Source organism: Pelomonas sp. BJYL3, assembly GCF_027257975.1.
Taxonomy (GTDB): Bacteria; Pseudomonadota; Gammaproteobacteria; order Burkholderiales; family Burkholderiaceae_C; genus Roseateles_B; species Roseateles_B flavus.
Genome location: NZ_JANZKX010000002.1, coordinates 563,024 through 588,519 on the forward strand (window position 1 = coordinate 563,024; position 25,496 = coordinate 588,519).

Consider the following 25,496-nt stretch of genomic DNA (forward strand, 5'->3'; position numbering starts at 1 on the left):
AGCCCTCTGAAGGGCACCTGAACGCGGCTCAGCCCACCAGGGCCCCATGATGGAACCCCAGCCGAGGATCCCCGCCCGGTGACACCGGCACGAACTCCTGCAGCGCTGGCATGGCCACACGCAGGCGCAGGGTGTTGGCGGGATAGTCGTAAACCGTGATGTGGTTGAGCCCGCGATTGGCGGTGAACAGCAGGCTTTGGTCCGCGCAGAGCTGGCAGGCATAGACGGAGTCCAGCACCGCCCAGCGCGAGATGCGCAGTGCGGACAGGAAATGCCGCGTCTCGTTCAGCACATTGCCGCGGCTGAGGGCATCGGCAATCTGGGTGCCGACGGCCTTGCGCTGGCCGAGTACCGTCGCCAGGTCAGGGCGCTCGTCGATCATGCGCCAGCCCGCCAGGCGCTCGCGCTCGATCATGACGATGCTCTGGCTGGCGCCATTGCAGAAGATCAGCTCGCCGTCGGACAGCACCACGTCGCTGTTGATGTGGGCCGGTACCTCGCGCCCCGCGGCCCAGTGGCGGAGCACCCGGCCGCTGGCGGCGTCGATCTCGAAGGCGTATTCCTTGAGGAAGGCCATCGCCCATTCGTGCCAGTCACGCCCCTCCTGCGGCAGCACGCGGAAGCTCAGCGCATAGAAGAGGTCCCGCGCGGGATCCGCCGCCACATGCCAGCAAGTGGCAGGCAGCTCCACGCGGCGGGCCTCGCCGGTCTGCAGGTCGTAGATGCCGACCTCGCGGGCCTCGCCCAGCCTGGGATGGTCCATGGAGCCGTACACCAGGTAGCGGCCGGAGGCGCTGCGCTTCAGCGCGTGCGGCAGCTTCACACCGTGGGGCCCGAGCTTCACGCCCTCGGCGAGGCGGCGTGCGTCGAAGCGGTAGAAGTGATCGCCGATCGCGGTGATGAACTCATGCTCGCTCAGCCATATGGCATGGGTGCTGCCGCGCAGCGAGGTGTCGGTGCTCTCGTAGCTGAGCGTGCTCTGGCGAGCCAGCTCGCGGGAGTCCGTGCCGTCGTAGATCAGCAGATGCTGGCCCGTGTTGCCCAGGAAGCCCAGCGAGCCTCCCGGGTTGAGGCTGATCGCATGTCCGCCGGCGATGCCGTCGAAGTAGGTGATCTTCCAGGCATAGGCGTTGTCGGCGGGGTCGAAGAGGAACTGGCACACGCCCGCCAAGCCCTCCAGGCCGTTGAGGCCATTGCCATCCAGCGCGACATGGAATCGGTAGGGGTAGGCTCTCATGCCGCGTTATTATCATTCCATGGCACGCCGCCCCGGCATGATTGACCCTGCCCACACCGTGTGGGTCCATCAGCGCGCCGGCGCATCAGGCCCGACGCTGCTGGATGAGCTGCTGGCCCTCTGCGGCTTCTGGGACAGCCTGGCGGGCCTGCGCGGCCCTGTGGTGATCAAGCCCGACCTCGACGCCTGCGAGCAGGCGCCGCATGCCGGCACTGAGGCCCTGCTGGTGGAGCACCTGATCGATCGCCTGCATGAGCACGGTTTCACTGACGTGGCCGTGGCCGATGCACGCCATGAAGACGACAGCTGGCTGCACAACCGCGACCCCCTGCTCGTGCCCGAGTTGACAGGCTGGCGCTTCAGCACGCCCCAGGGGCGCCCCTACGAGGTGTTTGGCGCCGCGGGCGGCGAGCGCTGGCGGGCCGCGGGCCTGCGCATCGCCTTCGCCAAGAACCGCACGCATGAGGAGCATCACTTCGCGCTCGCGGTCCACAACCTGGCCGGCCTGGCCGCGCCGCGCCGCGGTCTTGTGGAAGATGCCCTGCAGGTGCTGCGCGAAGCCCCGCCGCACTGGTGCCTGATCGACGCCGTCACCAGCGCCCACGGCGGTGCCGGCCAGCGCGCGCCGCGTCCGCTGGCGACACACACCCTGATCGCCAGCCCCAGCGCCCTGCTGGCCGACTGGGCGGGCGCCGCGCGCATGGGGCTGGACCCCTACGCCTCGGCCGTCAATGCCGCGGCCCTGCATGCCTTCGGGCTGCCGCCGCACCGTGTTGAAGGCAGCCTGGCGCCCTATCCGTTGTGGCGCAACGTCCATCCACTGATGGCGCGCTCGGCACGCCAGCGCCAGGCGGCGGAGGGCGTCGGCGCACTGGCTCCGGCCTGGTTCCAGGCTGTGGACCGCGAGCGCTTTGCCCTGCGCGACTTCTACAGCGATCGGCTCAACGCGCTGCTCGCGCCCCTGGTGTCCCGGGTGGACGACAACCCGCGCGCCTTCTGGACCGTGGTGACGCTGAACCTGCTGCTGGCGCGCCTGGGCGGCCTGGTGACGGCACAGCACACCCTGTTCTCCAAGGACCGCCTGCGCCGGCGCGAGGCGCCGTTGCTGATCGACCCCGCGGCCTATTCAGCCGCGGACTATGAAGCCGTGCCCGATGCCATGGCCCCCTACGAGGCCCTGCTGGCCCATCTGCCGCCCGCCCGCAATGGTCTGCGCTGGCGCCATGTGGACGGTGCCATCGTCTTCGGCAACGAGCACGTGGTGCCGGTACGCTACGAGCAGTGGGTGCGGCGGGTCGACATCGCCCGCGGCATCCAGTACATGAACGACTACATCGGCGGCGCCACCGTGGCCGTGCGGCGCGATGGTCGCGGCCGCGTCACGCACCAGGCCGAGCGCAACCTGTACCTGCAGCAGCCCAACTGGATGGTGCTGTTCGGCGGTGAGGTGATCGACGTCGAGAAGCTGCAGTGCATCCGGCGCGCGCCGGGGCGGCAGAGCATCTACTGGCGCACGGTGGCCAGCCCCAATGGCAGCGCCGTGGCCGACGACGGCTGCGTGGAGTTCACCCGGACACCCGAGGGCCAGGTGAGGGTGCGCGTGGCAGGGCGGCAGCACTTCGCACTGCCACTGGCGTTCAAGCTCTTCGACATCAACCTCGCGCCCGCTCTGCGCGATCCCATCATCGAAGGGGCCTATACGAGCTTCTTCGAAGGCACGGTGGCGAACCTGCAGGCAGCCTACGAGGGGCGCGACTTTCGCATCGGCCACGACGCCGCAGCCGACAGCCCTCGGCGCGCGCTGCCCCGTCTACTGGCCACCGCCGCCGCCGCGGTGGCCGAACTGCTGCGCGGCCGGCGGGGCGGGGGCGAGCCCGGCGAGCTCGGGAACCTGGGTGATGCCGTGGCCTGGCTGATGGGCACCGGTGCCGGCACCACGGCGCCGCCGACCGGTCCACAGACCCAGGCGACGGATGCGCAGGGCTTCCGCCACTTCAGCCCGCAGCCTGCGGCCAATGACCCGCAGGAGCGCGATGCGGCCTTCGTGGCGGGCATGGCCGCACTGGCGCGTGACGCGCCGGACTTCCTTCAGGGGCTGGCCGACGCGGTGCACCGCGACCTCGACCAGCTGGCGCGCGGATGAAGGCCCCCGCGCTCGTCACCGGGGCGACCGGCATCGTGGGCAACCACATCGTGCGGGCCCTGCTCGAGGAGGGGCATCCCGTGCGCGTCCTGGTGCGCGAGGGCAGCGACCGCCGGGCGCTGGCCGGCTTGGCGGTCCAGGTCTTCGAGGGGGATGTGCTGGACGTCGACTCCGTGCAGCGCGCCGCCACGGGCTGCGACTGGGTGTTTCATGCCGCCGCCGTGTTTGCCTACACCGGCATGGCGGCCGAGGCGCAGGCCGACCTGGCCGTGCGCGGCACGCGCCACGTGCTCCTGGCGGCGCAGCGCGCTGGCGTGGGGCGGGTGGTGGTGACCTCGTCTTCGGTGACGCTGGGCTCCAGCACCGTGCCTCTGGTGCTGGACGAGGACGCTGTCTTCGACGAGCGCGAGCCCTCGGCCTATGTGCAGTCCAAGCTGCGGCAGGAGGAGGCGGCCTTCGAGGCGGGCGTCCGCCTGGGCCTGGAGGTGCTGACGGTCAACCCGACCCTGGTCATCGGCGCGCACGACCACCGCCTGGGGCCCAGCAACGCCAATCTCGTCAACTACCTCAACGACCCCCTGCGCTGCACCTTCCTCGGCGGCTGCAATGTGGTGGCTGCGCCAGACATCGGGCAGGCCCACCTCGTCGCGGCCCTGCGGGGCGAGGCGGGCAGGCGCTACGTTGCCGGGAGCGAGAACCTGCGCTGGGAGGCGCTGCATGCCCTCGTGTCCGAGCTGACCGGCACCTTCGGGCCCACACTGACGCTGAACCACACGGCCGCCTACCTCGCCGCCGCCGGCATGGAGGCCGCCGCCCGGCTGGCCGGCCGCGCCCCCCAGGTCACGCGGGACGAAGCACGCATGGCCTGCCGCTTCTACTGGTACCGCCATGAGCGCCTGGCTGCCCTGGGCTGGCGGCCGCGGCCGGCCCGTAAGGCCCTGGCCGAGGCCCTGGCCTGGGTGCTGGCGCGCGGCCATGTCTCCGATGCCGTCACCGCGCGGCTGCGCCTGCTGCCCGAAGTGCGGGCCGCCTCATGAAGCTGATGATGGTGCTGATGCAGCCCGCGGGCCCGCTGCAGCAGGGGCTCCTGGAGCGCAGCTGCGAGCTCGCGCCCGTCCTGCCGCATGTGCAGGCTGCGGAGCTGGTGCGCGACGAGCTCCTGCCCGGCGGCGAGCGCCAGGTCGTGCAGCAATGGCGGGCGCGGGTCGAGGTGCCGGTGCTGCTGCAGCCACACCTCGATCCGGGGCTGCTCGAATGGACATTGACACTGCGCCAGCCGGCCGGCGGCTCCGTGATCCGCTTCCACGCGGCCTCGCGGGCGGTGCAGGTGCCGGGCCGCTGCGAAGGGACGCTGCGCTTCTCGCCGGCCGCCGGCGGACGCGGCACTCGCATCGAGATGGAGCTCGAATTCCCGCACATGGGTGAGGGCCTGCGGCGCATCTTCGGCGAGCTCGTGGCACGCCACTGGCGGACCCTGCTCGAAGCCGCGGCCGCGCGGCTCAGTTCGCCAGCAGGCTGACGACCGACCAGGCCAGCGCGGCCATGGCGGCCGCCTCGGCGCGGGCTTCGTGCGTCATGTGCAGGCCCATGGAGAGGAGGCTGGCGTCCGGGTCGAAGGCGTCATGGTGCAGGCGGCAGCGGCGCTCCTCCAGCACCAGGTGCAGGCAGCTGCCATCGGGCAGACGGCGGCGCCAATGCTCGGCGCTGGCAGGGGCGCCGGCGCTGGCGCGGTAGCGCCCGCTGGCCTTCAGTGCGGCGGCCTCGCGCCGTGTGACGGGGCGCTCGCCATTGCTGCGCGGGGCGTGCGCGAGCACGCGGCGCTCGCTGGCACGGTAGTGGGCACGGTCGCTGGCGCGGTCGTTCACGCCTTGGCCGCAGCGCGCCTGGTGCGTGGGCGATGCGCTGCGGGCGCAGGGCCGGACGCCGCAGCAGGGGGCGATGCGGCCTTCTCGCGGCTGTGGGCCAGGCGGTCGAACTCGTCGTAGTAGCTGGCGCTCAGGCGCTGAGCCAGGTCGGCATAGGCCTGCGTGCTCTGGCGGCCGAAGTCACTCAGCTTGCGGGCCGTGGCGGAGAGCGTGGCCTTGTTGTCCTGCACTTCCTGCAAGGTCTCGGCGGCTAGCGACGAGAACCGGGCGGCCTGGTTGATGTAGACCTGCAGGGCCTCCACGCCCGCATTGAGCAGCTTGACCTCCAGCCGCGCGGCACCGCTCAGTACCTTCTGCAGATCGATGGACGGGGGACGCGTGGCCATGCTGCGCTCCTAGGCAGATAGATGCTGCGACTATAGGATTGCCGCCGTCGCGCAGCAATGACCCCATGGTCGTCCCTGGATCCGACGGGCGGACCGCAGGGGAGTCCGCGGGCAGGCAAGGGGCGTGCCCGCGAGTGCGGTCGCATCAGGGGCTGCGCCGGCTCGGCGCCCCGGCCGATGGCCTCATGCGGAGGGCAGCGCCTTCGCAGGGGTGGCGTGCCGCACACCGCCGCCCACGGAGTGGCCCCGGAGCAGGCGCTGCTTGCCGGGCGCCTGCGCCGGCTGTGCCTGCCTGAACTGCGCCAGATGGCGGGCGTAGGGATCCAGCGCATCCTCCGGGCGCCCCAGCGGCAGCTGCACCACCGCGGCGAAGCGCGCGGGGCCGACCTGGCCCTGCTCGATCAGTTCATCCACCAGCGCCAGCAGGTCCTGGCGATGGGCGCGGAGCAGGCCCGTGGCACGCACATGCTCGGCCTGGAGCAGGGCCTCGATGGAGGCGTTGCTGCTCTCCACATCGGTGCAGAAGTTCTCTTCGCTGTCGCGGGCGACATCACAGCGGCCGATGCGCGGGCCGTGGCCCAGGTGGCGCAGCATGCGGGCCGCCGTCTCGGTGGCCTTGCGCAGATCGCTCTCGGCCCCGCTGGAGCTGAGTTCGGGGCCGAAGACCAGCAGCTCGGCCGCCCGCCCGGCGAGGCTGGTGCAGATGGAGTCCCGCAGATTGCGCCGCGACCAGACCTTGCGCGAGCTGTAGGCGTTGTAGCCGCCCTCGAAGCTGGCCACGTGGATCTTGATCTCCTGCGGCGCACGACCGAAGAGCAGGGCATGGACCAGGCCATGGCCTGCCTCGTGCACGGCCAGCAGGGCGCGGAAGTCGGCGTTGTTGCGCTGGCGAAGCCGGGAGATCTCGAAGGGCGCGGCGATGGCCTGGGCGCGCGACGCCCATTGCGCGCAGAGCTCGCGACCATTGGCACTGAGCCGCACACGGTCGCCCGGCTCGGCGCCTTGCTCGATGGCCCACAGCGCGGCCTTGCTCAGCCCGGCACCCAGGATGGCATGCAGGGAGGAGAACAGCGGCCGCGTGCCCTGCGCGGGAAAGACGGCGTTGGCATAGACCTGCTCCCGCACGCTGGCGTCCAGCTCGAAGCGCAGCTGGCAGCGCTGCTCGGCCTCGCGGGCATAGCGGCTGCAGCCTTGCTCGATCAACTGCTCGTAGGCCCGGCGCGAGAGCGAGGGGTAGACCACATGGTCGTTGCCCAGTCGCGCCACCTGCTCAGGCTTGAAGCGTCTGTTGAGCGCCTGCTTGACGTCGATGACGCTGAGCTGGCCCGTCAGCGCATGGAAGACATCGGCATCGCTGTCGCAGTCGTCCACACTGGTGGCGAGGTCCTCGTACATCTCGTCGAGGTTGCCGCAGACGAAGATGAGCAGCCGGCTGTAGTCGGTCTCCCAGCGCTGCTGGCCGCTTTCGCGGAATGCCTGCAGCCGCTCGTGGATCTGCTCGGGCGTCCAGGCCATGATCTCCAACAGCGGTTCGTCCAGCTTGAGGTTGCGCTGCAGTTCCTGCGCTTCCCAGCTGCGCAGCTTGAAGCGCAGCCGGGCGGCGCCGTCCTCGGGGCGCTCGGCCCGTTCGGCGTCATAGGCCGCCTCGGCGATGGAGGACTCGATGTCACCCAGCAGCGAGAGCGCGGGCGGCAGGCGGCCGTCCGACAGCAGGGCCCAGACGTCCTGGTAGCGCTCGACGCGCAATTCGCCGCGCTTGCCGTCGATGGTGCGGAAGCGCTGGAACTCGTCGAGGGCCAGGATGCCGGGTTCGCCCTCGCGCACGCCGGACTCGGCCAGCATGCCCGAGATGCTCTGTGCGCCGCGAAAGCCCGCGCCATTGGAGAACCCGTCCATCTGGACCTCGACGAAGCGGTCGTAGAAGCCCAGCAGCTGCGCCAGCCGGCGCACGAGCTGCGTCTTGCCGGTGCCGGTGAGGCCCCAGAGGCAGACGATCACGGGGCGCGAGACCAGCTCGGGCATCAGGTACCAGGCCCGCACCGAATCGATGACGCGGTCGATGATGGCGTCGATGCCGAACAGCTCTCGCTTGAGCTGCGCGGCGATCTCGCGGAGCTGGCCATCCTTTTGGGCCAGCTGTTCGCGCAACGAGGCGCTGCTTCGTGGGGATTCACTCATCCCAGTCCTTTCGTCGCAGCAGTGCCTGCAGGGCCACGCGGTCGGCACGGCGCTGGGCGCCGCGGCTCTGGATGTGCTGGCCCGCGCCGCGCAGGCCGCGCTGGCCCAGTGCGCGCGCCACGGGGTCGCGTGGGCCGTCACTCTGCTCGAGCAGCAGCGACATGGGTTGTTTCATGCGGCGCAGGGCCTTGACCCGCCCCTCCTGGAGGGCGCGGGAACGGAGTTGTGCACTCATGGCGGTTTCCGAAATGCAAAAGCCCCGGCTCGAAGGCGGCGGGGCTTTGGCTGCCGCGCGGTCTGAGGCCGTATCTGGGTTCAGACACGGTTCAGCCGGGGCACGGGAACCGTGTTCAGTCGATGGTCGAGAGGAACAGGGAGGACATAGGGGGATCTCCGTCATGCGGGCGCTGTCGTGGGCGCCTTCAGCAATGGGGGCGAATGATGGGGGCATTGCGAGCCGCCGGGCAAGGGTCATGGGGCGATCGCGTTGCGGGCTGCCAACAGGGCTTTCCGGGCGGGACCCATTGCCGGCGCCCATGTGTGGCGGATTCGCAAGTGATGCCGGCTTGGGCAGGCGCAAGCTCATCAGCCCCGTGGGTCTGAGGAAGAATGGCACAACGCCTACAGGGAGTGGCCGGCGCGGGATGTCGATCCCGCCCGCACCTCGCCGCCGGCGATGCAGACGTCACCGGAGGCACGGATGTGGCCAGGCATTGATCTCGACAGCTCGAATTCCGATCCTGGCAATGAATCCGCCCTGCAGGGCATTGCGCTGCGCAGGTGCACGCCTGAGGACCTGCCTTTCCTGGAGACGCTCTATGCCTCGACGCGCGAGGCCGAGCTGGCCCGGACCGGATGGCCCGAGGCACGTTGCCGCCAGTTTGTCGAGCAGCAGTTTGCCCTGCAGCACAGCTATTACCAGACGCATTTCGCAGAGGCGCAGTTCCTGCTTCTGCACCGGAATGGCCAGGCCATCGGCCGGCTCTACTGGTGGGAGGGCGCGCACCGGGCGGTGCTGGTGGACGTGATCCTGCTGCCCCAGGAGAGAGGCCGCGGTGTGGGGAGCGCCTTGCTGCGGCTCCTGGTGGGCCGGGCCGAGTCGCGGGGCCTGGACATCGAGCTCCACGTCGAAACCAACAACCCTGCGCTGCGCCTGTACCGGCGCTTTGGCTTCGAGACCCTGGGGGACAACGGCATCCACGCCAAGCTACGCCGTTGCTGCCCTCAGGCGACCTGCTGAAAGACTCATTTTCAACCTGAAGGAGACTGACATCATGAGTGAACCGTTCCTCGGTGAGATCCGCATGGTCGGATTCAATTTCGCCCCCGTGGGCTGGGCCCCCTGCGATGGCCGCCTGCTGCCAATTGCACAGAATTCGGCGCTGTTCGCCCTGCTGGGCACCACCTATGGCGGTGACGGTGTCAGCAACTTCGGCCTGCCGGACCTGCGCGGCCGGGCCGCCGTGGGCATGGGCAACGGGCCCGGTCTCACGCCCATCGTCCAGGGCGAGCGCAGCGGCACCGAGTCCGTCACGCTGACCAACGGGCAGCTGCCCCAGCACACGCATCCGGCCTCCTTCGCCGGGCAGGCCAGCGGGGTATCCGGATCGCTGAGCACCTCGGTGAGCGTGGACGTCGCCACCAGCACGGCCAACCCCATGGTGCCGCCCACCACGGGTGCCACCACCTTCCTGTCGGCTACCACGGGCAAGGTGGGCCTGAACAACGTGGTCTTCAACGGGCTCTACACGGGCACGGCCCCGGACGCGACCAAGGCACAGCTGGGCGGCATCACCGCGTCGACCAATGCGGGCGCCTTGTCCTCCACAGCCGCAGGGACCGTGACGGTCGGGCCGGCGGGGAGCAGTCTGCCGGTCCCCCTTCGCAACCCCTACCTGGGCAGCAACTACATCATCGCCCTGGAAGGCATCTTCCCCTCGCGGCCCTGAGTGCCGGCGCCGGATCGCGCGGCAGGGCAGGCGCCCTGTGTCGAAAAAGACACGCGACCGTCCGGCGCCGATCGGAGCGCGCAAGCCGGCTGCGTAGCCCATCCGGGCGAGGCCTGACGTCCTGCCTGGACGTCAAGAGGGCCTCATGTGTTGATTACTTCCGGCTGGCGGCACCTTCTGGAGCCCCGGGCGGGGATTCTTCCTGCGCGCCGGACCCGCGCAGACTGGGGCGGGCGCCTGGCTGGAGAGGAATTGCCAGGCCCCGCTTGATCGGGATCTAGGTAGGATGGCACCGCAAGGCCTGACCCCCCGGGGCCTGCGGTGCCGACAGTAGTGGAAAAGCCCAGCGCGTCTCCCTTGGAGCCCCGACCTGGACGGACAAGTTGGAGACAGTCATGCGGATCTTCAGGCAGCTCAAGCAGCAGCTCACTCCTGGACGTGCCAGTCCGCAACCCCAGACCGCTTCCCCGGCGGCGCCGACACCCCTGTTGATGGCCCTCGAGCCGCGCGTCATGTTCGACGCTGCGGCCCTGAGCACCGCGGCGGAGGTGGTGGCCGTGCACCGCGAGCCCGTGCATGTGGCTGAAGCCGACTCCTCGCTGCTGCGGCACTTCGGGCCGGCGGCAGCCACAGGGCCCGCTCCCCGGGAGGTGATGTTCCTCTCCGGTCAGGTGGATGACGCCGCCACCTTGCGCCAGGCTGCGCGACCAGGGGTCGTGGTCGTGAACCTGGATCCCTCGCGCAACGGCCTGGACCAGATCGCCGACTACCTGGCCCAGCACGACGGCGTGACGGCGGTGCACATCGTCTCGCACGGCCGGGACGGCGCCGTCTCACTCGGCAATCTGTGGCTGGACAGCAGCACGCTGGCGGCCAATGCCCCCACGCTGGCCCGCATCGGCAGCGCCATGGCGCCGGGCGGGGACCTGCTGCTGTACGGCTGCAATGTGGCGGCCGACGCGCAGGGCCGGGACTTCCTCCAGCAGCTGTCTCAAGCGACCGGGCGTGACGTGGCGGCCTCCGACGATGCCACGGGCGCCAGCCGCTCTGGCGGGGACTGGACCCTGGAGGCGCGCGTGGGCAGCGTCGAGGCGGCCATCGCCTTTGGCGGGCAGGCGCTGGGCGCCTACCAGGGGCTGCTGGCGGTTTCCAGCGAGAACTTCGATGGCGTGGGTCTGGTCTACCAGACGAGCGTCACCAGCGTCAACGTGGGTACCTGGACCTTCACTTCGGCCGCCAGCAACGACTTCGCCACCCCGGACTCCACCGAGCAGGCCTTCAACACCAATCTGGACGGCGGCGCCAGCGACCGGACCTTCGTTTGGAACCTGGGCGGCAACTCCATCTCCAACTTCACCATGAAGTCGGCCGATGGCACGGACTTCAAGCTCAACTCCTTCGTGCTGGGCTCCTCCGCCGGCTCGACCACGGTGACCGTCAGTGCCTGGCGCAACGGGAGCCTCGTCGTCGCGGGCGAAGTCGTGGACCTGACGGCTGGGGATTCCGCAGGTCACATCACCTACAACTTCACCGGCACGACGGCCGGGGGCAGCTATGGGCAGCTGGTCTTCGACAGCCAGTATGCCAATGTGGACGAGATCCGCTTCAGCTGGTCTGGCGCGGTCACGCCCGAGATCGACGACATCAGCATCTCTGCTGCCGTGGTCCCGGCGAGTGTCACCAGTGCCACCTATGACGCCAGCACCGGCGTGCTGGCCGTCACGGGCGCCAACATGGTCGGCGGGGACACCATCGATCCCGGCAAGCTCACGCTGACCGGACAGGGCGGCGCCACCTACACCCTCACCTCGCCCAGCACCACGGCCAGCAGCAGCACGGCCTTCTCGATCACGCTCAATGCCGCCGACAAGCTGGCCATCAACGGCCTGCTCAACAAGAACGGCACGAGCGCGGTGGGCGGCACCACCTTCAACCTGGCAGCCGCGGCGAACTGGGACTCCACCGCCAGCGCGCCTGCCGATCTCACCGGCAATGGCGTGACGGTCAGCAACGTCACGGCCCCAAGCATCACCTCGGCCACCTACGACGCCAGCACCCATGTGCTCACCGTCACGGGCAGCAATCTGGTGGGGGTGTCCGGAGCGGGCAATGACATCACGGTGTCCAAGCTCACCATGTATGGCGAAGGCGGCAACAGCTACACGCTGACCTCGTCCAACGTCGAGGTGAGCTCGGCCACCAGCTTCTCTGTCACGCTCAATGCGACCGATCGTGCGCAGGTGGAGCTCATGCTCAACCGCAATGGCACCACTTCCACCGGCGGCACCACCTACAACCTGCAGGCCGACGACGACTGGAACAGCGTCGTGACGGGCGGCGACATCTCGGATGTCGCCAACGGCATCACCGTCAGCAATGTGGCGGTGCCCACCATCACCAGCGCCACCTACAACAGCACGAGTGGCCAGCTGGTGATCACGGGCACCGGCTTCCTGACGCTGAGCGGCATCGGCAATGATGTCGTTGCCAGCAAGCTCACCCTGACCGGTGAAGGCGGTGCCACCTACACGCTGACCGACACCGTCGACGTGGACGTCAGCTCCGGCACCAGCGCCACCCTGATCCTGAGCGCCACCGACAAGGCCGCCATCAACGCCCTGCTGAACAAGAACGGCAGCGCCTCCACCGACAGCACCACCTACAACCTGGCCGCCGCCGAGGACTGGAACGCCGGGGCCGCGGCCGCGGTCGTGATCGCCGACCTGACGGGCAACGGCATCACCGTGAGCGGCTACAACAGCGCCCCGCAGACGGGCAGCCTGCATGGCGATTCCGTCGCCTGGGCGGGCGTGGGTGGCACGGTGGTGCTGGATGCGGGCGGCAATGCCACCGTGCTGGATGCCGAGTTCGCCGCCCTCAACGGCGGACTGGGCGACTGGGCCGGTGGCAGCCTGACGGTGCAGCGCCAGGGTACAGCCTGGTCCGCGGACACCCTGGGCTTCAACGCGTCCGGCTTCACGGTCAGCGGCGGCAACCTGCAGTCCGGTGGCCTGACCTTCGCCACCTTCACCAATTCGGGCGGCGTGCTGAGCATCAGCTTCACGAGCTCCGGGACCGCGGCCACCAATGCCCTGGTGCAGGCCGTACTGCGCGGCATCACCTACCGCAACGACACCCCGGCCGGGAACGAGACGGTGCGCTTCACGCTGTCCGATGGCACGAACAATGCCACCGCGGATGTCAGCGTGACCAGCAGCAGCATCTACGTGACCAACACCACGGACACGGGCACGGCGGACTTGAGCGATGGCGTGAGCTTCAGCGAGGCCATGGCCATTGCCAACGCGCAGTCCGGGGCGGACACCCTGCTGCTGTCAAGCAGCTTCACCGGCACGATGACGCTGGCTGGCGGCCTTTCGGTCAGTGACAACACCACGGTCGACGCCGACCTGGGCAACGGCTTCAACCTGAGCGGCAGCACGCTCACCCTGGACCCGGGCAAGACGCTGACCCTCACCAACGGCGCGGGCGACACGGCCACGATCTCCAGCCAGCTGGCCGGCTCGGGCACCCTGGCCAAGAGCGGGGCCGGCACCCTGGTGCTGGGCAACACGGGCAACTTCGCCGGCATGAGCGGCGACATCACCGTGGGGGGCGGCAGGCTGAGCATCTCGGACGCCAACCACCTCTCCTCCGGGACCCTGACGCTGAACGGCGCCACCCTGGCCGACACCAACAGCGCGGCCCAAACCCTGTCGAACGCCGTGGTGGTGGGCAGTGGCGGCGCCACCTTCACCAAGACCGCTGGCGGGACCCTGACCCTGTCCGGATCGCTGGATGGCGGCGGCTCGATCACCAACACCGGCGCTGCACTCAACCACACCGGGGGCGGCACGCTGACCCTGGACGGCGCCACGGTGGAAAGCGCCGTGGGCGGCAGCCAGATCACCCTCGGCAGCCAGGTGGTGATCGGCAGCGGGGGGGCGACCTTCCTCGCCACGTCCGGGGACATCAACCTCAAGGGCAGCGTCAGCGGATCGGGGGCCCTCACCAAGAACGGCTCGAGCTATTTCCTGTCCCTGTACGGCAACAACTCGCACAGTGGCACGCAGAACGTCAATGCCGGCTACCTGGTGGCCAATGGCTCGGCGACGGCGCTGGGCACTGGCCAGATCGTGCTGGCCAGCGGGGCCTCCCTGGGCTTCCTCGGTGTCGGAACCATGACCGCCACCAACGACATCGTGCTGGCCGGCAACGCCACGGTCATCAATGGCGTGGCGGGCAACTGCATCGTCACCTTCAGCGGCAGCATCACCGAGAGCGGCGGCAGCCGATCCCTGGCCATCACGCCCAACTCGGGTGTCAACAGCCGGATGATCTTCACGGGAACCAATACCTACACGGGAGGGAGCACCCTCAGCGGCGGGGTGGTGGAGGTCACCGACGGCAGCAACCTGGGCTCGGGCGCGTTGAGCCTGTCCAGCACCACCCTGCAGATCAACGGCAGCGGCGTGACGCTGAGCCATAACGTCAACCTCAGTGGCTCGTCGACCCTCAGCAATGCCAATGACGTGACCTTGTCCGGCGTCATGGCGGGGAGTGGCTCCCTGGCCAAGACGGGCGCCGGCACGCTGACGCTCTCGGGCACCAACACCAACACCGGGGCCATCACGGTGTCGGCCGGCACCTTGGCGCTCAGCGGTGGCGCGGCGGTGGCCAACAGCACGGCCGTGACGGTGGCCAGCGGCGCCACCCTGGCGCTCAATGCCAGCGAAACCATCGGTTCACTGGCCGGTGCCGGCGCGGTGTCCCTGGGAGCCAGCACGCTGACCACCAGCGGCAACGCCAGCACCAGCTTCTCCGGCGCCATCAGCGGCACCGGCGGGCTCACCAAGCAGGGCAGCGGCACGCTGACCCTCTCCGGCGCCAACACCTACACCGGCAGCACGACCCTGAGCGCGGGCGCCCTGACCCTGAGCGGCGGGGCCGCGCTGTCTGACAGTTCGGCCCTGACCCTGAGCGCGGGCAGCACGCTGAACCTGTCTGCCAGCGAGACCATCGGCTCGCTGGCCGGCACAGGCACCGTCAACCTGGGCACCAACACGCTCAGCGCAGGCGGCGACAACACCAGCACCAGCTTCAGCGGCGCCGTGGGCGGCACCGGGGGCCTCACCAAGCTGGGCAGTGGCACGCTGACCCTGAACGGCACCAACACCTTCACCGGCGCCACCACCGTCTCTGCTGGTGAACTCACGCTGGTCGGCGGGGTGGCCCTGGCCGACGGCTCTGACGTGAGCGTGGCCAGCGGCGCCCTGCTGACCCTGGTCAGCGCCGAGACCATCGCTTCCCTGGCGGGGGCCGGCACCGTGGCCCTGGGGAACAACACCCTGACCACCAGCGGCAGCACCAGCACCACCTTCTCGGGGGCCATCAACGGCAGCGGTGGGCTGACCAAGCAAGGCAGCGGTGCCCTGACGCTCTCGGGCACCAATGGCTACACCGGCGCCACCACCCTCAGCGGGGGATCGCTGTGGGTCAATGGCAGCGTCAGCAGCGCCGTGCAGGCCGCCAGCGGGACCACCCTGGGCGGCAGCGGCACCATCACTGGCAACGTGACCGTGAACAGCGGTGCGACGCTGGCGCCTGGCGCCAATGCCGTCGGCACCCTGACCATCCAGGGTGACCTGGCCTTGTCCGGCACCTTGAATGCCGAGCTGGCGGGCACCACGCCGGGCACGCAGTATGACCAGGTCGTCGTCAACGGCACTGTGGACCTGGGCGGGGTGGGCGGCGTGACGCTCAGCTCCAGCGGCGGCTTCACCGGCAGCGGCATCTTCGTGCTCATCGTCAATGATGGGGCAGACACCTTCGTGAACCCGGGCAGCACCGCCGAGGGCGGCAGCGTCAGCTTCGGTTCCAGCACCTTCCTGCTCACCTACGCCGGGGACAGCAGCGGCCCGGCCATGAGCGGTGGCAATGACCTCGTGGTGGGCGGCAACGCCGCGCCCGTGGTGGGCGGCCTGGGCGGTGACAGCGTGTCCTATACCGAAGACGGCGCGGCCGTCCGGCTCGACGCCGGGCAGAACGCCACCGTGGTGGATGGCGACAGCGCCGACTTCAACGGCGGCACCCTGCGCGCAGCCATCGTGACGAACCGGGTTGCGGGCGAGGACCTCCTGTCCCTCGTGCACCAGGGCAATGGCGCCGGCCAGATCGGCGTGTCGGGCAGCCAGGTCAGCTATGGGGGCGTGCTCATCGGCACCTTCACCGGCGGCAGTGGCGCCAATGACCTGGTCGTGACCTTCAACAGCAATGCCACGCCCGCGGCCGTGCAGGCCCTGATGCGCGACATCGCCTATCGCAACGGCAACAGCGTGGATCCCAGCTCGGCAAGCCGGACGGTGCGCGTGACGCTCGACGACGGCGACGGCGGCACCAGCAGCAATGCGGACGTCACCGTGGCCGTCGTGCCGATCAACGACGCACCGACCCTCAGCGCCGGCGCAGGGGCCGTGACCTTCAACGAGGGTGACTCCGCCGTGGGCCTGTTCAGCGGGGCCTCCATCAGCACCGTGGAAGCCGGACAGAGCATCGTGCAGTTCACCCTGACGGTCAGCCAGCTGAAAGACGGGGCGAGCGAGTTGCTGGGGATCGATGGCAGCTCGGTGGCCCTGACCCATGGCAATACCCTGACGACGGCCGGCAATGGCCTGAACGTCACGGTGAGCGTGTCGGGCGATACCGCCACCGTCACCTTCACGAAGCCGGCCGGGCTCAGCACGGGTGCGGCGCAGGGCCTGATCAATGGCCTGAGCTACCGCAATGACAGCGGCGAGCCCACTGCGGGCAGCCGCGTCGTGACCCTCACCAGCCTTCAGGACAGCGGCGGCACGGCCAGCGGTGGCGCGGACACTGGCAGCCTGGCCATTGCCGCGACCGTGAACGTGGTGGCGGGCAGTGCTGCGCCGGTGCTGAGCACGACCAGCGGCAGCGCGACCTTCATCGAAGGCGCGAACACCGCCAGCGTGCCCGTGGTCGTGGACGGCGGACTCCTGGTCAGCGACAGCGACAGCGCCACCCTGGCCAGCGCCACCGTGCGCATCAGCGGCAACTTCCGCAGCGCGGAGGACGTGCTGGCCTTTGCCAACACCAGCGCGGGCAGCTTCGGCAACATCAGCGGCAGCTACGACAGCGCCAGCGGGGTGCTCACCCTCAGCTCGGCAGGGTCCACGGCGACCCTGGCCCAGTGGCAGGCGGCCCTGCGCGCCGTGACCTACACCAATACCTCGGAGGCGCCGGACACCAGTGCCCGCACGGTGAGCTTCAGCGTCAACGACGGCGGCTTGAGCAGCGCAGCGGCAACCCGGCTCATCAGCGTGGCCGCGGTCAACGACAGCCCCGTCAACAGCGTCCCCGCGCTCACCCAGCACGTGAACCAGGGGGGGCAGCTGGTGTTCGGCAGCGCCCAGGGCAATCCGATCAGCATCGGTGATGTCGACGCGGGCGCAGGGCTGGAGCAGGTCACGCTCACCGCCACCCACGGCACGCTCACGCTGTCCAGCCTGGGCGGCCTGAGCTTTGTCTCGGGCACCGGGACCGGCGACGCCAGCATGACCTTCCAGGGCACCGTGGCGGACATCAACGCCGCGCTCAACGGCCTGCGCTTCGAGCCCACGACGGGCTACAGCGGCGCCGCCAGCCTGCAGATCAGCACCAGCGACCTGGGCAACAGCGGCGCGGGCGGTGTCGGGACGGACGTGGACAGCGTGAACCTGAGCGTCGACCCTGTGCACCCGGTCGTCACCGGCGTCAGCTCGTCCGCGGCCGATGGCCACTACAAGATCGGCGACACCCTCACCCTCACCGTCACCTTCGATCAGGCGGTCACCGTCGACACGGCGGGCGGCACGCCGACGCTGCGTCTGGAGACCGGCGCCATCGATCGCAATGCCGTCTATGCGTCCGGCTCCGGCACCAGGACCCTCAGCTTCACCTACACGGTTCAGGCGGGCGATCTCAGTGCCGACCTGGATTACGCCTCGACGGCGGCCCTGGCCCTCAACGGCGCCAGCATCCGTGGGGCGACCCTTCTGGATGCGGCGCTGACGCTGCCTGCCACCGGCAGCGCCGAGGCGCTGGCCGGCCAGAAGGCGCTGGTGATCGACGGGCTGGCGCCCGAGATCGTGAAGGTGGATGCACCGACCAACGGCACCTACGTGGCAGGCCAGACGCTGGACTTCACGGTGCAGTTCAACGACGCCGTCACCGTGGACACGGCAGGCGGCACGCCGCGCATCGCCATCACGCTGGATTCGGGCGGGACGGTCTATGCCGACTACCTGGCCGGATCGGGCGGCACCACGCTGACCTTCCGGCATGTGGTGCGCAGCGGCGAGCTCGACAGCACGGGCCTGGCGCTGGGATCCCGCATCGAGCTCCAAGGTGCGTCACTGCGCGACGGCACAGGCAACGAGGCCGCGCTGACGCTCCAGGGCGTGGCAGCGACCGCCGGGGTCAGGATCGATGCCGTGGACCCGGCGGTGGAAAGCTTCACCCGCCTGGATCCCTCGCCCACCGACGCTGCCTCGGTCCGCTATTCGCTGGTGTTCACGGAAGCCGTGACGGGCCTGGGCGTGGAGGATCTTTCGCTGGTGAGCAGCGGCTCGGCCTCAGGCCGCATTCAGTCGATCACCCAGGTGGATGCGCGCACCTACACCGTGCTGCTGAGCGGCGTCTCCGGCACGGGCGAGCTGTCCCTGCGGCTCAATGCGCCGGGCAGCGGCATTGCGGACGCCGCGGGCAATGCCCTGGCCACCGGGGGGCTGTCCCAGACCTATCAGCGCAGCCCCGCGGTCACGCCCCCGCCCGTGGTCGAGGTGCCGGTGCCGGCACCGGCGCCCGCGCCCGCCCCCGATCCCGGCCGGTGGACGCCGCCGCTGACCTTCCAGTCCGACGGGCCGGTGCGCTCAGCCGACCTGCCGACCCTGCCGTCTCCGCCACAGCTGTCGTCCCAGTCGACCTTGCAGCTGAGCATGCAGCCGCCGCTGCAGACTGCCCTCGATACGGCGGCAGGCATCCCCGCCACTCCGTCCGGCCAGCCCGGCCAGGGTTCGTCGCCTGGCCTGGTGAACCTCGCGTCTGGCAGCCCGGTCATGCCGACGTCCGTCACTTCGCTGGCTTCGCCAACGGACACCCGTCCCAGCTTCGTGGAGCTGGGCACGGCAGGCGGGCAGGGCTTGCGGTCGATGCCGGACATCGGCGACTTCTCGGTGCGGGCCGGGCAGCCCATCAGCATCATGCTGCCCGCCTCCACCTTCAGCCATTCGGATAGCAAGGAGCAGGTTACCGTCGAGATCCGCCTGGCGGACGGCCGGCCCCTGCCCAGCTGGCTGAAGTTCGATCCGGTGAAGGGCACCCTCAGCGGGCAGGCGCCTGCCGGCTTGAATCAGCGCATCAGCATCGAGGTGATCGCCCGCGACAGCAAGGGGAACCGGGTCAGCTCGCACATGGACATCGACGTCAGGGCCGCGGGCAGGCCCAATGCCTTCCTGTGGGCCCCTGACGGTCCGCAGCCCGAGCTTGCCGACCTCGGCGCACTGCAGGACCTGCTGGCCCAGACTCGTGAGCAGGCGCCCGCGCCGCAAGGGCGTGCCGCGCTGGCCGACCAGTTCGAACGCCATGGCAGCGCTGCCCTGAAGGCTGAACGCCAGGCCTGGATCCAGCACCTCAAGGCCGCCGCGCAGCGTGCTTGATCACATCGACAAAATTCCTAGGAGATCTGCCAGATGCCGCAATTCCGCCGACTGCCGACTCGTTCCCTGCTCGCCGTCCTCGTGACCGCCGCCTTCGCCGGCTGCGCGATCCAGCCTCAGGCCCTGAGCCCCGACGAACGGCAGGCCGCCCTCAAGGCCGGCCGTACCGAGATGTTCCAGCAGCAGGAGCCCGTGCAAGGGCCGATCACGCTGGACGAAGCCATGGCTCGGGCCATCAAGTACAACCTGGACCACCGGGTGAAGCTGATGGAGGAGGTGGTGTCCCAGCGCCAGCTGAATCTGTCCCGCACCGACCTGCTGCCCAAGCTGGCCCTGTCGGCCGGCTACAGCGGCCGTGACAACGAGCTGGCCTCGTCCTCGCGCAGCGTGATCAGCGGCAACCAGTCGCTGGAGCCCTCGACCTCCAGCGACAAGGAACATCGCAACGGCGACCTGTCCCTGAGCTGGAATGTGCTGGACTTCGGCGTGAGCTACTACGGTGCGCATCAGCAGGCGGACCGCGTGCAGGTGGCCGAGGAGCGCCGCCGCAAGGTCCTGCACCTGCTGATGCAGCAGACACGCCAGGCCTGGTGGCAGGCCGCAGGCGCGCAGCTGCTGGAGGCCCGCATCGATCCCGTGCTGAAGCTGGCACGCCAGGCCCTGGACGACTCCCGCCAGGTCGAAGTCGAGAAGCTGCGCTCGCCGCTCGAGGCCCTGACCTACCAGCGGCAGCTGCTGGACATCGTCCGCCAGCTCGAGGCCGTGCGTGACGAGCTGGCCCAGGCCAAGCCGCGCCTGGCCTCGATCATGAACCTGCCGCCGGGCGAGCCCTTCTCGGTGGCCGTGGGTGGTGCGCTGGCCGCGCCCAAGGTCAGCCTGCCGGTCGCCGACATGGAAGAGGCCGCCATGCTGCGCCGCCCCGAACTGGTGGAGGCCCAGTACAACGAGCGCATCGGCCTGCTGGAGACGCGCAAGGCGCTGGCCCGCCTGCTGCCGGGGGTGGAGCTCAGCGTGGGCCAGCACTACGACAGCAACAGCTACCTTTCGAACCACCGCTGGGGCGATGTGGGCCTGCGCGTGAGCTGGAATCTGTTCAATGTGCTGAACGCCGGCACCATCCGTGGCGTGGCGCAGAGCCAGCTGGAGCTGGCCCGCCAGCAGCGCCTGGCGCTCAGCATGGCGGTGCTGACGCAGGTGCACGTCGCGCGGCTGGACTACCTGGGCCGGCTCAAGCAGTACCAGCTGACCGATGACCTCAACAAGGTCGAGCAGCGCATCCTGCAGTACACCCGCAATGCGGCCACCGCCAATTCGCAGGGCAAGATGGAGGAAATCCGCGCCTCGGCCTCGGCCATGATGTCCGAGCTGCGGCTGTACCAGACCTACGGCGCGCTGCAGGGGGCCTATGGCCAGCTGGTGGCGACCCTGGGGCTGGACCCGCTGCCTGAGTCGGTGCCGTCCCATGACCTCAAGGCGCTGGGTGAATCCGTGCGGGCCTCCGAAGCCAACTGGACCAAGACGATCAACCCCGGAGGCGGTGCATGATCCGTGGCATCGGACTTGCCCTTGTCTCCATCGCCCTGAGCCACGCCACAGCCTGGGCGCAGACCTCCCCGCTGGCCACCGACAAGGACGGCCGCATCCGCACCCAGCTGAGCGCCCGCAATGCGCTCACGGTGTCGGCCGAGATCGCGGCCCGCGTGGCCAGCCTGCCGCTGCGCGAGGGCGAGGCCTTCCGCGCAGGCCAGACCCTGGTGGGCTTTGACTGTGCGCTGTACCAGAACCAGCAGCGCAAGGCCGAGGCCGCTGTGGAGGCGGCGAACGCCGTGCTGCAGTCCAACCAGCGCATGGCCGAGCTCAACTCGATTGGCAGGTTCGAGGTCGATCAGTCCCAGGCCAAGCTCAAGGAAGCGCAGGCGGAGGCGGCCAGCGCCAAGCTGCTGGTGGGGCGCTGCGCCATCGCCGCGCCTTTCGCGGGCCGGGTGGTCAAGCGCCAGGTCGCGGCGCACCAGTACGTCTCGCCGGGCAATCCGCTGCTGGACATCGTCGAGACCGGGCAGCTGGAGCTGCAGATGATCGTGCCCTCCAAATGGCTGAGCTGGCTCAAGCCGGGCAGCAGCTTCAGTGTGGAGGTCGAGGAGCTGGGCAAGAGCTACCCGGCCAAGGTGCAGCGCCTGGGCGCCCAGATCGATCCGGTCAGCCAGACGCTGCCGGTCTACGGCGTGATGGATGGCAGCCAGCCGGGCCTGCTGCCAGGCATGAGCGGATGGGCCGTGTTCCCCGTGCGCAAATGACCGTGGTCCCCTGCGTGCAGGCCGCCTGACATGAGCGCGGCAGACCCCAACGCCTCTCTGCTCAAGCTGCTGCAGCTGCAGCGGCGCGCCCGCGAGGCCGGCTCACCCGAAGCCCTGGGCTTCGTGATGGTCAACGAGACCCTGCAACTGCTGCCCTACCGCCAGGCCGTGCTGTGGACCCAGGCCGGACTGGGGCAGGTGGCGGCGGTGTCGGGCCTGCCGCAGCCGGATCCCAGCGCACCCTATGTGCAGTGGATGGCCCGGCTGTGCCGGCATCTGATACGCCAGCCGGCAGGACCGGACGAGGCCGGCGCCGCCTCCATGCCTCAGGCCGGGCCGCGTGAGGTTGATGTCCACGGTCTGCCGCAGGACCTGAGCGCCGACTGGTCGCAATGGCTGCCTGCCTCGGCCCTGTGGCTGAGCCTGGGCCCGGCCGCGCAAGCCGGGGAAGGGGAGGCCGAGGCCGGTCTGCTGCTGGCCCGTGACGCCCCCTGGCAGCCCCATGAGAGGGCCCTGCTCCAGGAGCTGGGCCATGCCTATGCGCACGCCTTTCACGCCTTCGGGCCGCGGCAGGCCTGGCGCGGGCGCCTGGGCCGGGCCCTGAGCGGCAAGGCGCGGCGGCGCTGGCTGGCGGCCGCGCTGCTGCTCAGTCTGTGCCCAGTGCGGCTGACCGCACTGGCCCAGGCCGAAGTCGTGCCTCAGAACCCCTTCATGGTGCGTGCGCCGCTGGACGGCGTAATCGAGCGCTTCGACATCCATCCCAATGCAGCGGTCCAGCCCGGCACGCCCCTGTTCAGTCTGGACACCAGCGCCTTGCGCACGCGCATGGAACTGGCGCGCAAGGCCCTGGACGCGGCGCAGGAGGAGTACCGGCAGTCCGCGCAGGCGGCCGTCACCAGCGACAAGAACCGGGCGGAAACGGCCCTGCGGCGGGGCAAGCTGCAGGAGAAGGCCGTGGAGGTGGACTACACCACCGAGCAGCTGGCCCGCATCCAGGTGAAGTCGGACCGCAGCGGCGTGGCCGTGTTTGCCGATGGCAATGACTGGGTCGGCAAGGCGGTGTCCCTGGGCGAGCGCGTGCTGCTCATCGCCGACCCGGCGCAGGTCGAGCTGCTGGCCTGGCTGCCCGCGGCGGATCTGCTGCCGCTGGCCGTGGGCGACCGCCTGACGCTGTACCCGCAGGGTGCGCCGTTGCAGTCCTTTGAGGCCCGCATCAGCAGCGTGGCCTACCGCGCCGAGATGACGCGCGACGGATTCCTCGCCTACCGCATCAAGGCCAGCTTCGAGGCCGGCCAGGCTGCGCCGCGCATCGGCCAGCTGGGGTCGGCGCGCCTGTACGGCGGCTGGGCGCCGCTGATCTATGTGGCCCTGCGCCGCCCGCTGGCGGTGGCCCGACAGTGGCTGGGCTGGTGATGCTGCCGCCCCTGAGGCAAGACCTGGCCCTGCATCCCGGCCCGGATGCGCCGGACGGCTCGCCCACCTGGACCCTGCATGACCCGGCCAGCAACCGCTTCTTCGCGCTCAGCTGGCCGGCCTTCGAGCTGCTGGCCCGCTGGGGCAAGGGCAGCGTGGAGGCGGTGCTCGCGTCCCTCCACGCGGAAACCACGCTGCAGCTCGGGGCGGCTGACGTCCAGGGCCTGCTGCAGATGCTGGCCGGCAATCACCTGCTGGTGGCCGGCAGCGCGCAGGACAGCCAGCGCCTGGCGGACCAGGCCCGGGCCCAGCAACTGTCTGCCGGGCAGTGGCTGCTCAAGAACTATCTGTTCTTCCGCCTGCCGCTGCTGCGGCCCATGCACTGGCTGCAAGCCATGAGCCCCTGGGTGCGATGGGTCTACCGCCCGGCGTTCTGGGTGGGCGTGGCGGCCCTGTGGCTGCTGGGGGGCATCCTGGCCGCCCGGCGCTGGGACGAATTCACCCATACCTTCACCTCCTACGGCAGCTGGGACGGCCTGCTGGCCGTGGGCGTGGCCCTGAGCGTGGCCAAGGTCCTGCACGAGCTGGGCCACGCCTTCACCGCCACGCGCTACGGCTGCCGGGTGCCCACCATGGGTGTGGCCTTCCTGGTGATGTGGCCGGTGCTCTACACCGACACCAACGAGGCCTGGAAGCTGCGCTCGCGCCGCCAGCGCCTGGCCATCGGGGCGGCCGGCATGCTCAGCGAGCTGGCGCTGGCCAGCGTGGCGCTGCTCCTGTGGCACCTGCTGCCGGACACGCCGGCCTGGGGGCCGGTGCGTTCCGGCGCCTTCCTGCTGGCCACCACGACCTGGCTGCTGACGGTGGCCATCAACGCCAGCCCCTTCATGCGCTTCGATGGCTACTTTCTGCTGGTCGACGCGCTGAACATGCCCAATCTGCACGAGCGCTCCTTTGCCCTGGCCCGCTGGTGGCTGCGCGAGCGCCTGTTCGGCTGGGGGCTGCCCCCGCCGGAGGTCCTGCCGCCTGCGCGGCACGCCGGGCTGATCGCCTTCGCCCTGATGACCTGGCTGTACCGCCTGCTGCTGTTCTTCGGCATCGCCCTGCTGGTCTATCACGCCTTCTTCAAGGCGCTGGGGCTGGCGCTGATGGCGGTGGAGCTGGTCTGGTTCATCGCGCGGCCGCTCTGGCGGGAAGTGCGGGTCTGGTGGCTGGGCCGCCAGGCCATGCGCTGGAACCGCGCGAGCCGGCGCAGCGCGCTGCTCGCGGGCCTGGGGCTGCTGGCGCTGATCTGGCCCTGGCAGAGCCGGGTCCAGGCGCCCGCGGTGCTGGGGGCCCAGCAGGCGCAGGTGCTGTATGCCCCGTATCCCTCGCAGCTGGTGTCGCCGATGCCAGCCGTGGGGCAGTCTTTCCAGGCGGGGCAGACCCTGCTGCAGCTGCACTCGCCCGAGCTGGCCGTGCGCCTGCAGCAGGCCCAGGCCATGGAGCAGCAGCTGCAGTGGCAGCTCAGCCAGCAGGCCTTCGATCCGCAGCTGCTGGCGGCGGGCGAGGCCCTGCGCAAGCGCTGGGAGTCCGCGGCCGCCGAGGTGGCCGGGCTGCAGGCGGAGCTCCAGCGGCTCAAGCTGCAGGCCTCCTTCGATGGCCGGGTGGCCGAAGCCAATGAGGACGCCCGGCCCGGGGCCTGGCTGCCTGCCGGCGAGCGCCTGCTGATGCTGGTGGGGCCGCAGGGCAGCAAGGTGGATGCCTATGTCGACGAAGCGGCACTGGCCGCCGTGTCGCCGGGCCAGGCGGCGCGCTTCCTGCCTGCCATCCTGGAACAGGCACCCGTGCAGTGCCAGGTGGAGCGGGTGGACCCGGTCCAGCTCAGCCAGCTGGACGCGCCGGTGCTGGCCAGCGTCCATGGCGGCGACATCGCCGTGCAGAAGGCGCCCGACGGGCGGCTCCTGCCGCTGCAGCCCCTCTTCCGGGTGCGCCTGGCCCACTGCGACCGCGCCCAGCCCCCCTTGATGGAGCTGCCCGGTCGCGCCGAGCTGCAGGGGGAGCGGCGCGCCTGGCTGACCCGGGCCTGGCGCTGGGCGGTGGCGCTGTGGCAGCGCGAGTCGGCGCTGTGAGGGGGCTGTGACGGCTGCCTGCGGCTGACGGCCCTTCGCACGCGCCAAGAGGCGCCCCAGGGCCAGGCGCTACGTCCGTATTTCCCTGCTCGGCACCTCGCTGACCGCAGGCCTGGCGCCGCCCGCGGCATTCGCCCCTGCCGAGAACGCCACCGTGGCCGACAACGTCGACGCCAAGGGCATCGGCCCGCGTGGTCGAGTGGGTGA

15 protein-coding genes are annotated in these 25,496 nt (G+C 70.2%); 10 read left to right on the forward strand and 5 right to left on the reverse strand.

Annotated elements, in window-relative coordinates:
* Positions 1-28 precede the first annotated feature (28 nt).
* Positions 29-1,237 carry a hypothetical protein gene (locus tag O9Y01_RS08145; protein ID WP_269631034.1) on the reverse strand — a complete coding sequence of 403 codons (1,209 nt, stop codon included), beginning with the start codon at positions 1,235-1,237 and terminating at the stop codon, positions 29-31.
* 37 nt (positions 1,238-1,274) lie between these two features.
* Between O9Y01_RS08145 and O9Y01_RS08150 the strand changes: the two genes are divergently transcribed.
* The 3 genes from O9Y01_RS08150 to O9Y01_RS08160 are packed head-to-tail and all read left to right on the forward strand — an operon-like array spanning position 1,275 to position 4,899.
* Complete coding sequence (locus O9Y01_RS08150) at positions 1,275-3,380, forward strand: hypothetical protein (protein WP_269631035.1); 2,106 nt, start codon at positions 1,275-1,277, stop codon at positions 3,378-3,380.
* On the forward strand, positions 3,377-4,417 hold the full coding sequence (locus O9Y01_RS08155; RefSeq protein WP_269631036.1) for an NAD-dependent epimerase/dehydratase family protein: 1,041 nt from the start codon (positions 3,377-3,379) through the stop codon (positions 4,415-4,417). Before O9Y01_RS08150 ends, O9Y01_RS08155 begins: the two co-directional genes overlap by 4 nt.
* Complete coding sequence (locus O9Y01_RS08160) at positions 4,414-4,899, forward strand: SRPBCC family protein (protein WP_269631037.1); 486 nt, start codon at positions 4,414-4,416, stop codon at positions 4,897-4,899. The genes O9Y01_RS08155 and O9Y01_RS08160 overlap by 4 nt, the downstream gene beginning before the upstream one ends.
* Here the strand turns inward: O9Y01_RS08160 and O9Y01_RS08165 are convergent.
* The 4 genes from O9Y01_RS08165 to O9Y01_RS08180 all read right to left on the reverse strand — a co-directional run bounded on the left by O9Y01_RS08165 (position 4,880) and on the right by O9Y01_RS08180 (position 8,044).
* Complete coding sequence (locus O9Y01_RS08165; protein ID WP_269631038.1) at positions 4,880-5,245, reverse strand: hypothetical protein; 366 nt, start codon at positions 5,243-5,245, stop codon at positions 4,880-4,882. The genes O9Y01_RS08160 and O9Y01_RS08165 overlap by 20 nt on opposite strands.
* Positions 5,242-5,631 carry a hypothetical protein gene (locus O9Y01_RS08170; RefSeq protein ID WP_269631040.1) on the reverse strand — a complete coding sequence of 130 codons (390 nt, stop codon included), beginning with the start codon at positions 5,629-5,631 and terminating at the stop codon, positions 5,242-5,244. Before O9Y01_RS08170 ends, O9Y01_RS08165 begins: the two co-directional genes overlap by 4 nt.
* Positions 5,632-5,814: 183 nt before the next feature.
* On the reverse strand, positions 5,815-7,809 hold the full coding sequence (locus O9Y01_RS08175) for an AAA family ATPase (RefSeq protein ID WP_269631041.1): 1,995 nt from the start codon (positions 7,807-7,809) through the stop codon (positions 5,815-5,817).
* Positions 7,802-8,044 (reverse strand): hypothetical protein, encoded by a 243-nt coding sequence (locus O9Y01_RS08180; RefSeq protein ID WP_269631042.1) that lies wholly within the window; start codon positions 8,042-8,044, stop codon positions 7,802-7,804. The genes O9Y01_RS08175 and O9Y01_RS08180 overlap by 8 nt, the downstream gene beginning before the upstream one ends.
* Positions 8,045-8,509: 465 nt before the next feature.
* On the opposite strand from O9Y01_RS08180, the gene O9Y01_RS08185 reads away from it, so the two are divergent.
* From O9Y01_RS08185 to O9Y01_RS08215, 7 genes are all read left to right on the forward strand, one after another.
* Positions 8,510-9,049, forward strand: coding sequence for a GNAT family N-acetyltransferase (locus O9Y01_RS08185; protein WP_269631043.1), 540 nt, complete (start codon positions 8,510-8,512; stop codon positions 9,047-9,049).
* 34 nt (positions 9,050-9,083) lie between these two features.
* A complete protein-coding gene (locus O9Y01_RS08190) occupies positions 9,084-9,758 on the forward strand; it encodes a phage tail protein (protein ID WP_269631044.1) in 675 nt (224 codons plus the stop codon).
* Between the two features lie 512 nt (positions 9,759-10,270).
* Positions 10,271-19,471, forward strand: coding sequence for a DUF4347 domain-containing protein (locus O9Y01_RS08195; RefSeq protein WP_269631046.1), 9,201 nt, complete (start codon positions 10,271-10,273; stop codon positions 19,469-19,471).
* Positions 19,472-19,504: 33 nt separating this feature from the next.
* A complete protein-coding gene (locus O9Y01_RS08200; protein ID WP_269631048.1) occupies positions 19,505-21,016 on the forward strand; it encodes a TolC family protein in 1,512 nt (503 codons plus the stop codon).
* Positions 21,013-21,765, forward strand: a complete 753-nt coding sequence (locus tag O9Y01_RS08205; RefSeq protein ID WP_269631049.1) for an efflux RND transporter periplasmic adaptor subunit — start codon at positions 21,013-21,015, stop codon at positions 21,763-21,765. The genes O9Y01_RS08200 and O9Y01_RS08205 overlap by 4 nt, the downstream gene beginning before the upstream one ends.
* A 30-nt stretch (positions 21,766-21,795) precedes the next feature.
* Complete coding sequence (locus O9Y01_RS08210; protein ID WP_269631050.1) at positions 21,796-23,178, forward strand: efflux RND transporter periplasmic adaptor subunit; 1,383 nt, start codon at positions 21,796-21,798, stop codon at positions 23,176-23,178.
* Positions 23,178-25,289 carry an HlyD family efflux transporter periplasmic adaptor subunit gene (locus tag O9Y01_RS08215; RefSeq protein ID WP_269631052.1) on the forward strand — a complete coding sequence of 704 codons (2,112 nt, stop codon included), beginning with the start codon at positions 23,178-23,180 and terminating at the stop codon, positions 25,287-25,289. The genes O9Y01_RS08210 and O9Y01_RS08215 overlap by 1 nt, the downstream gene beginning before the upstream one ends.
* Positions 25,290-25,496: the final 207 nt, after the last annotated feature.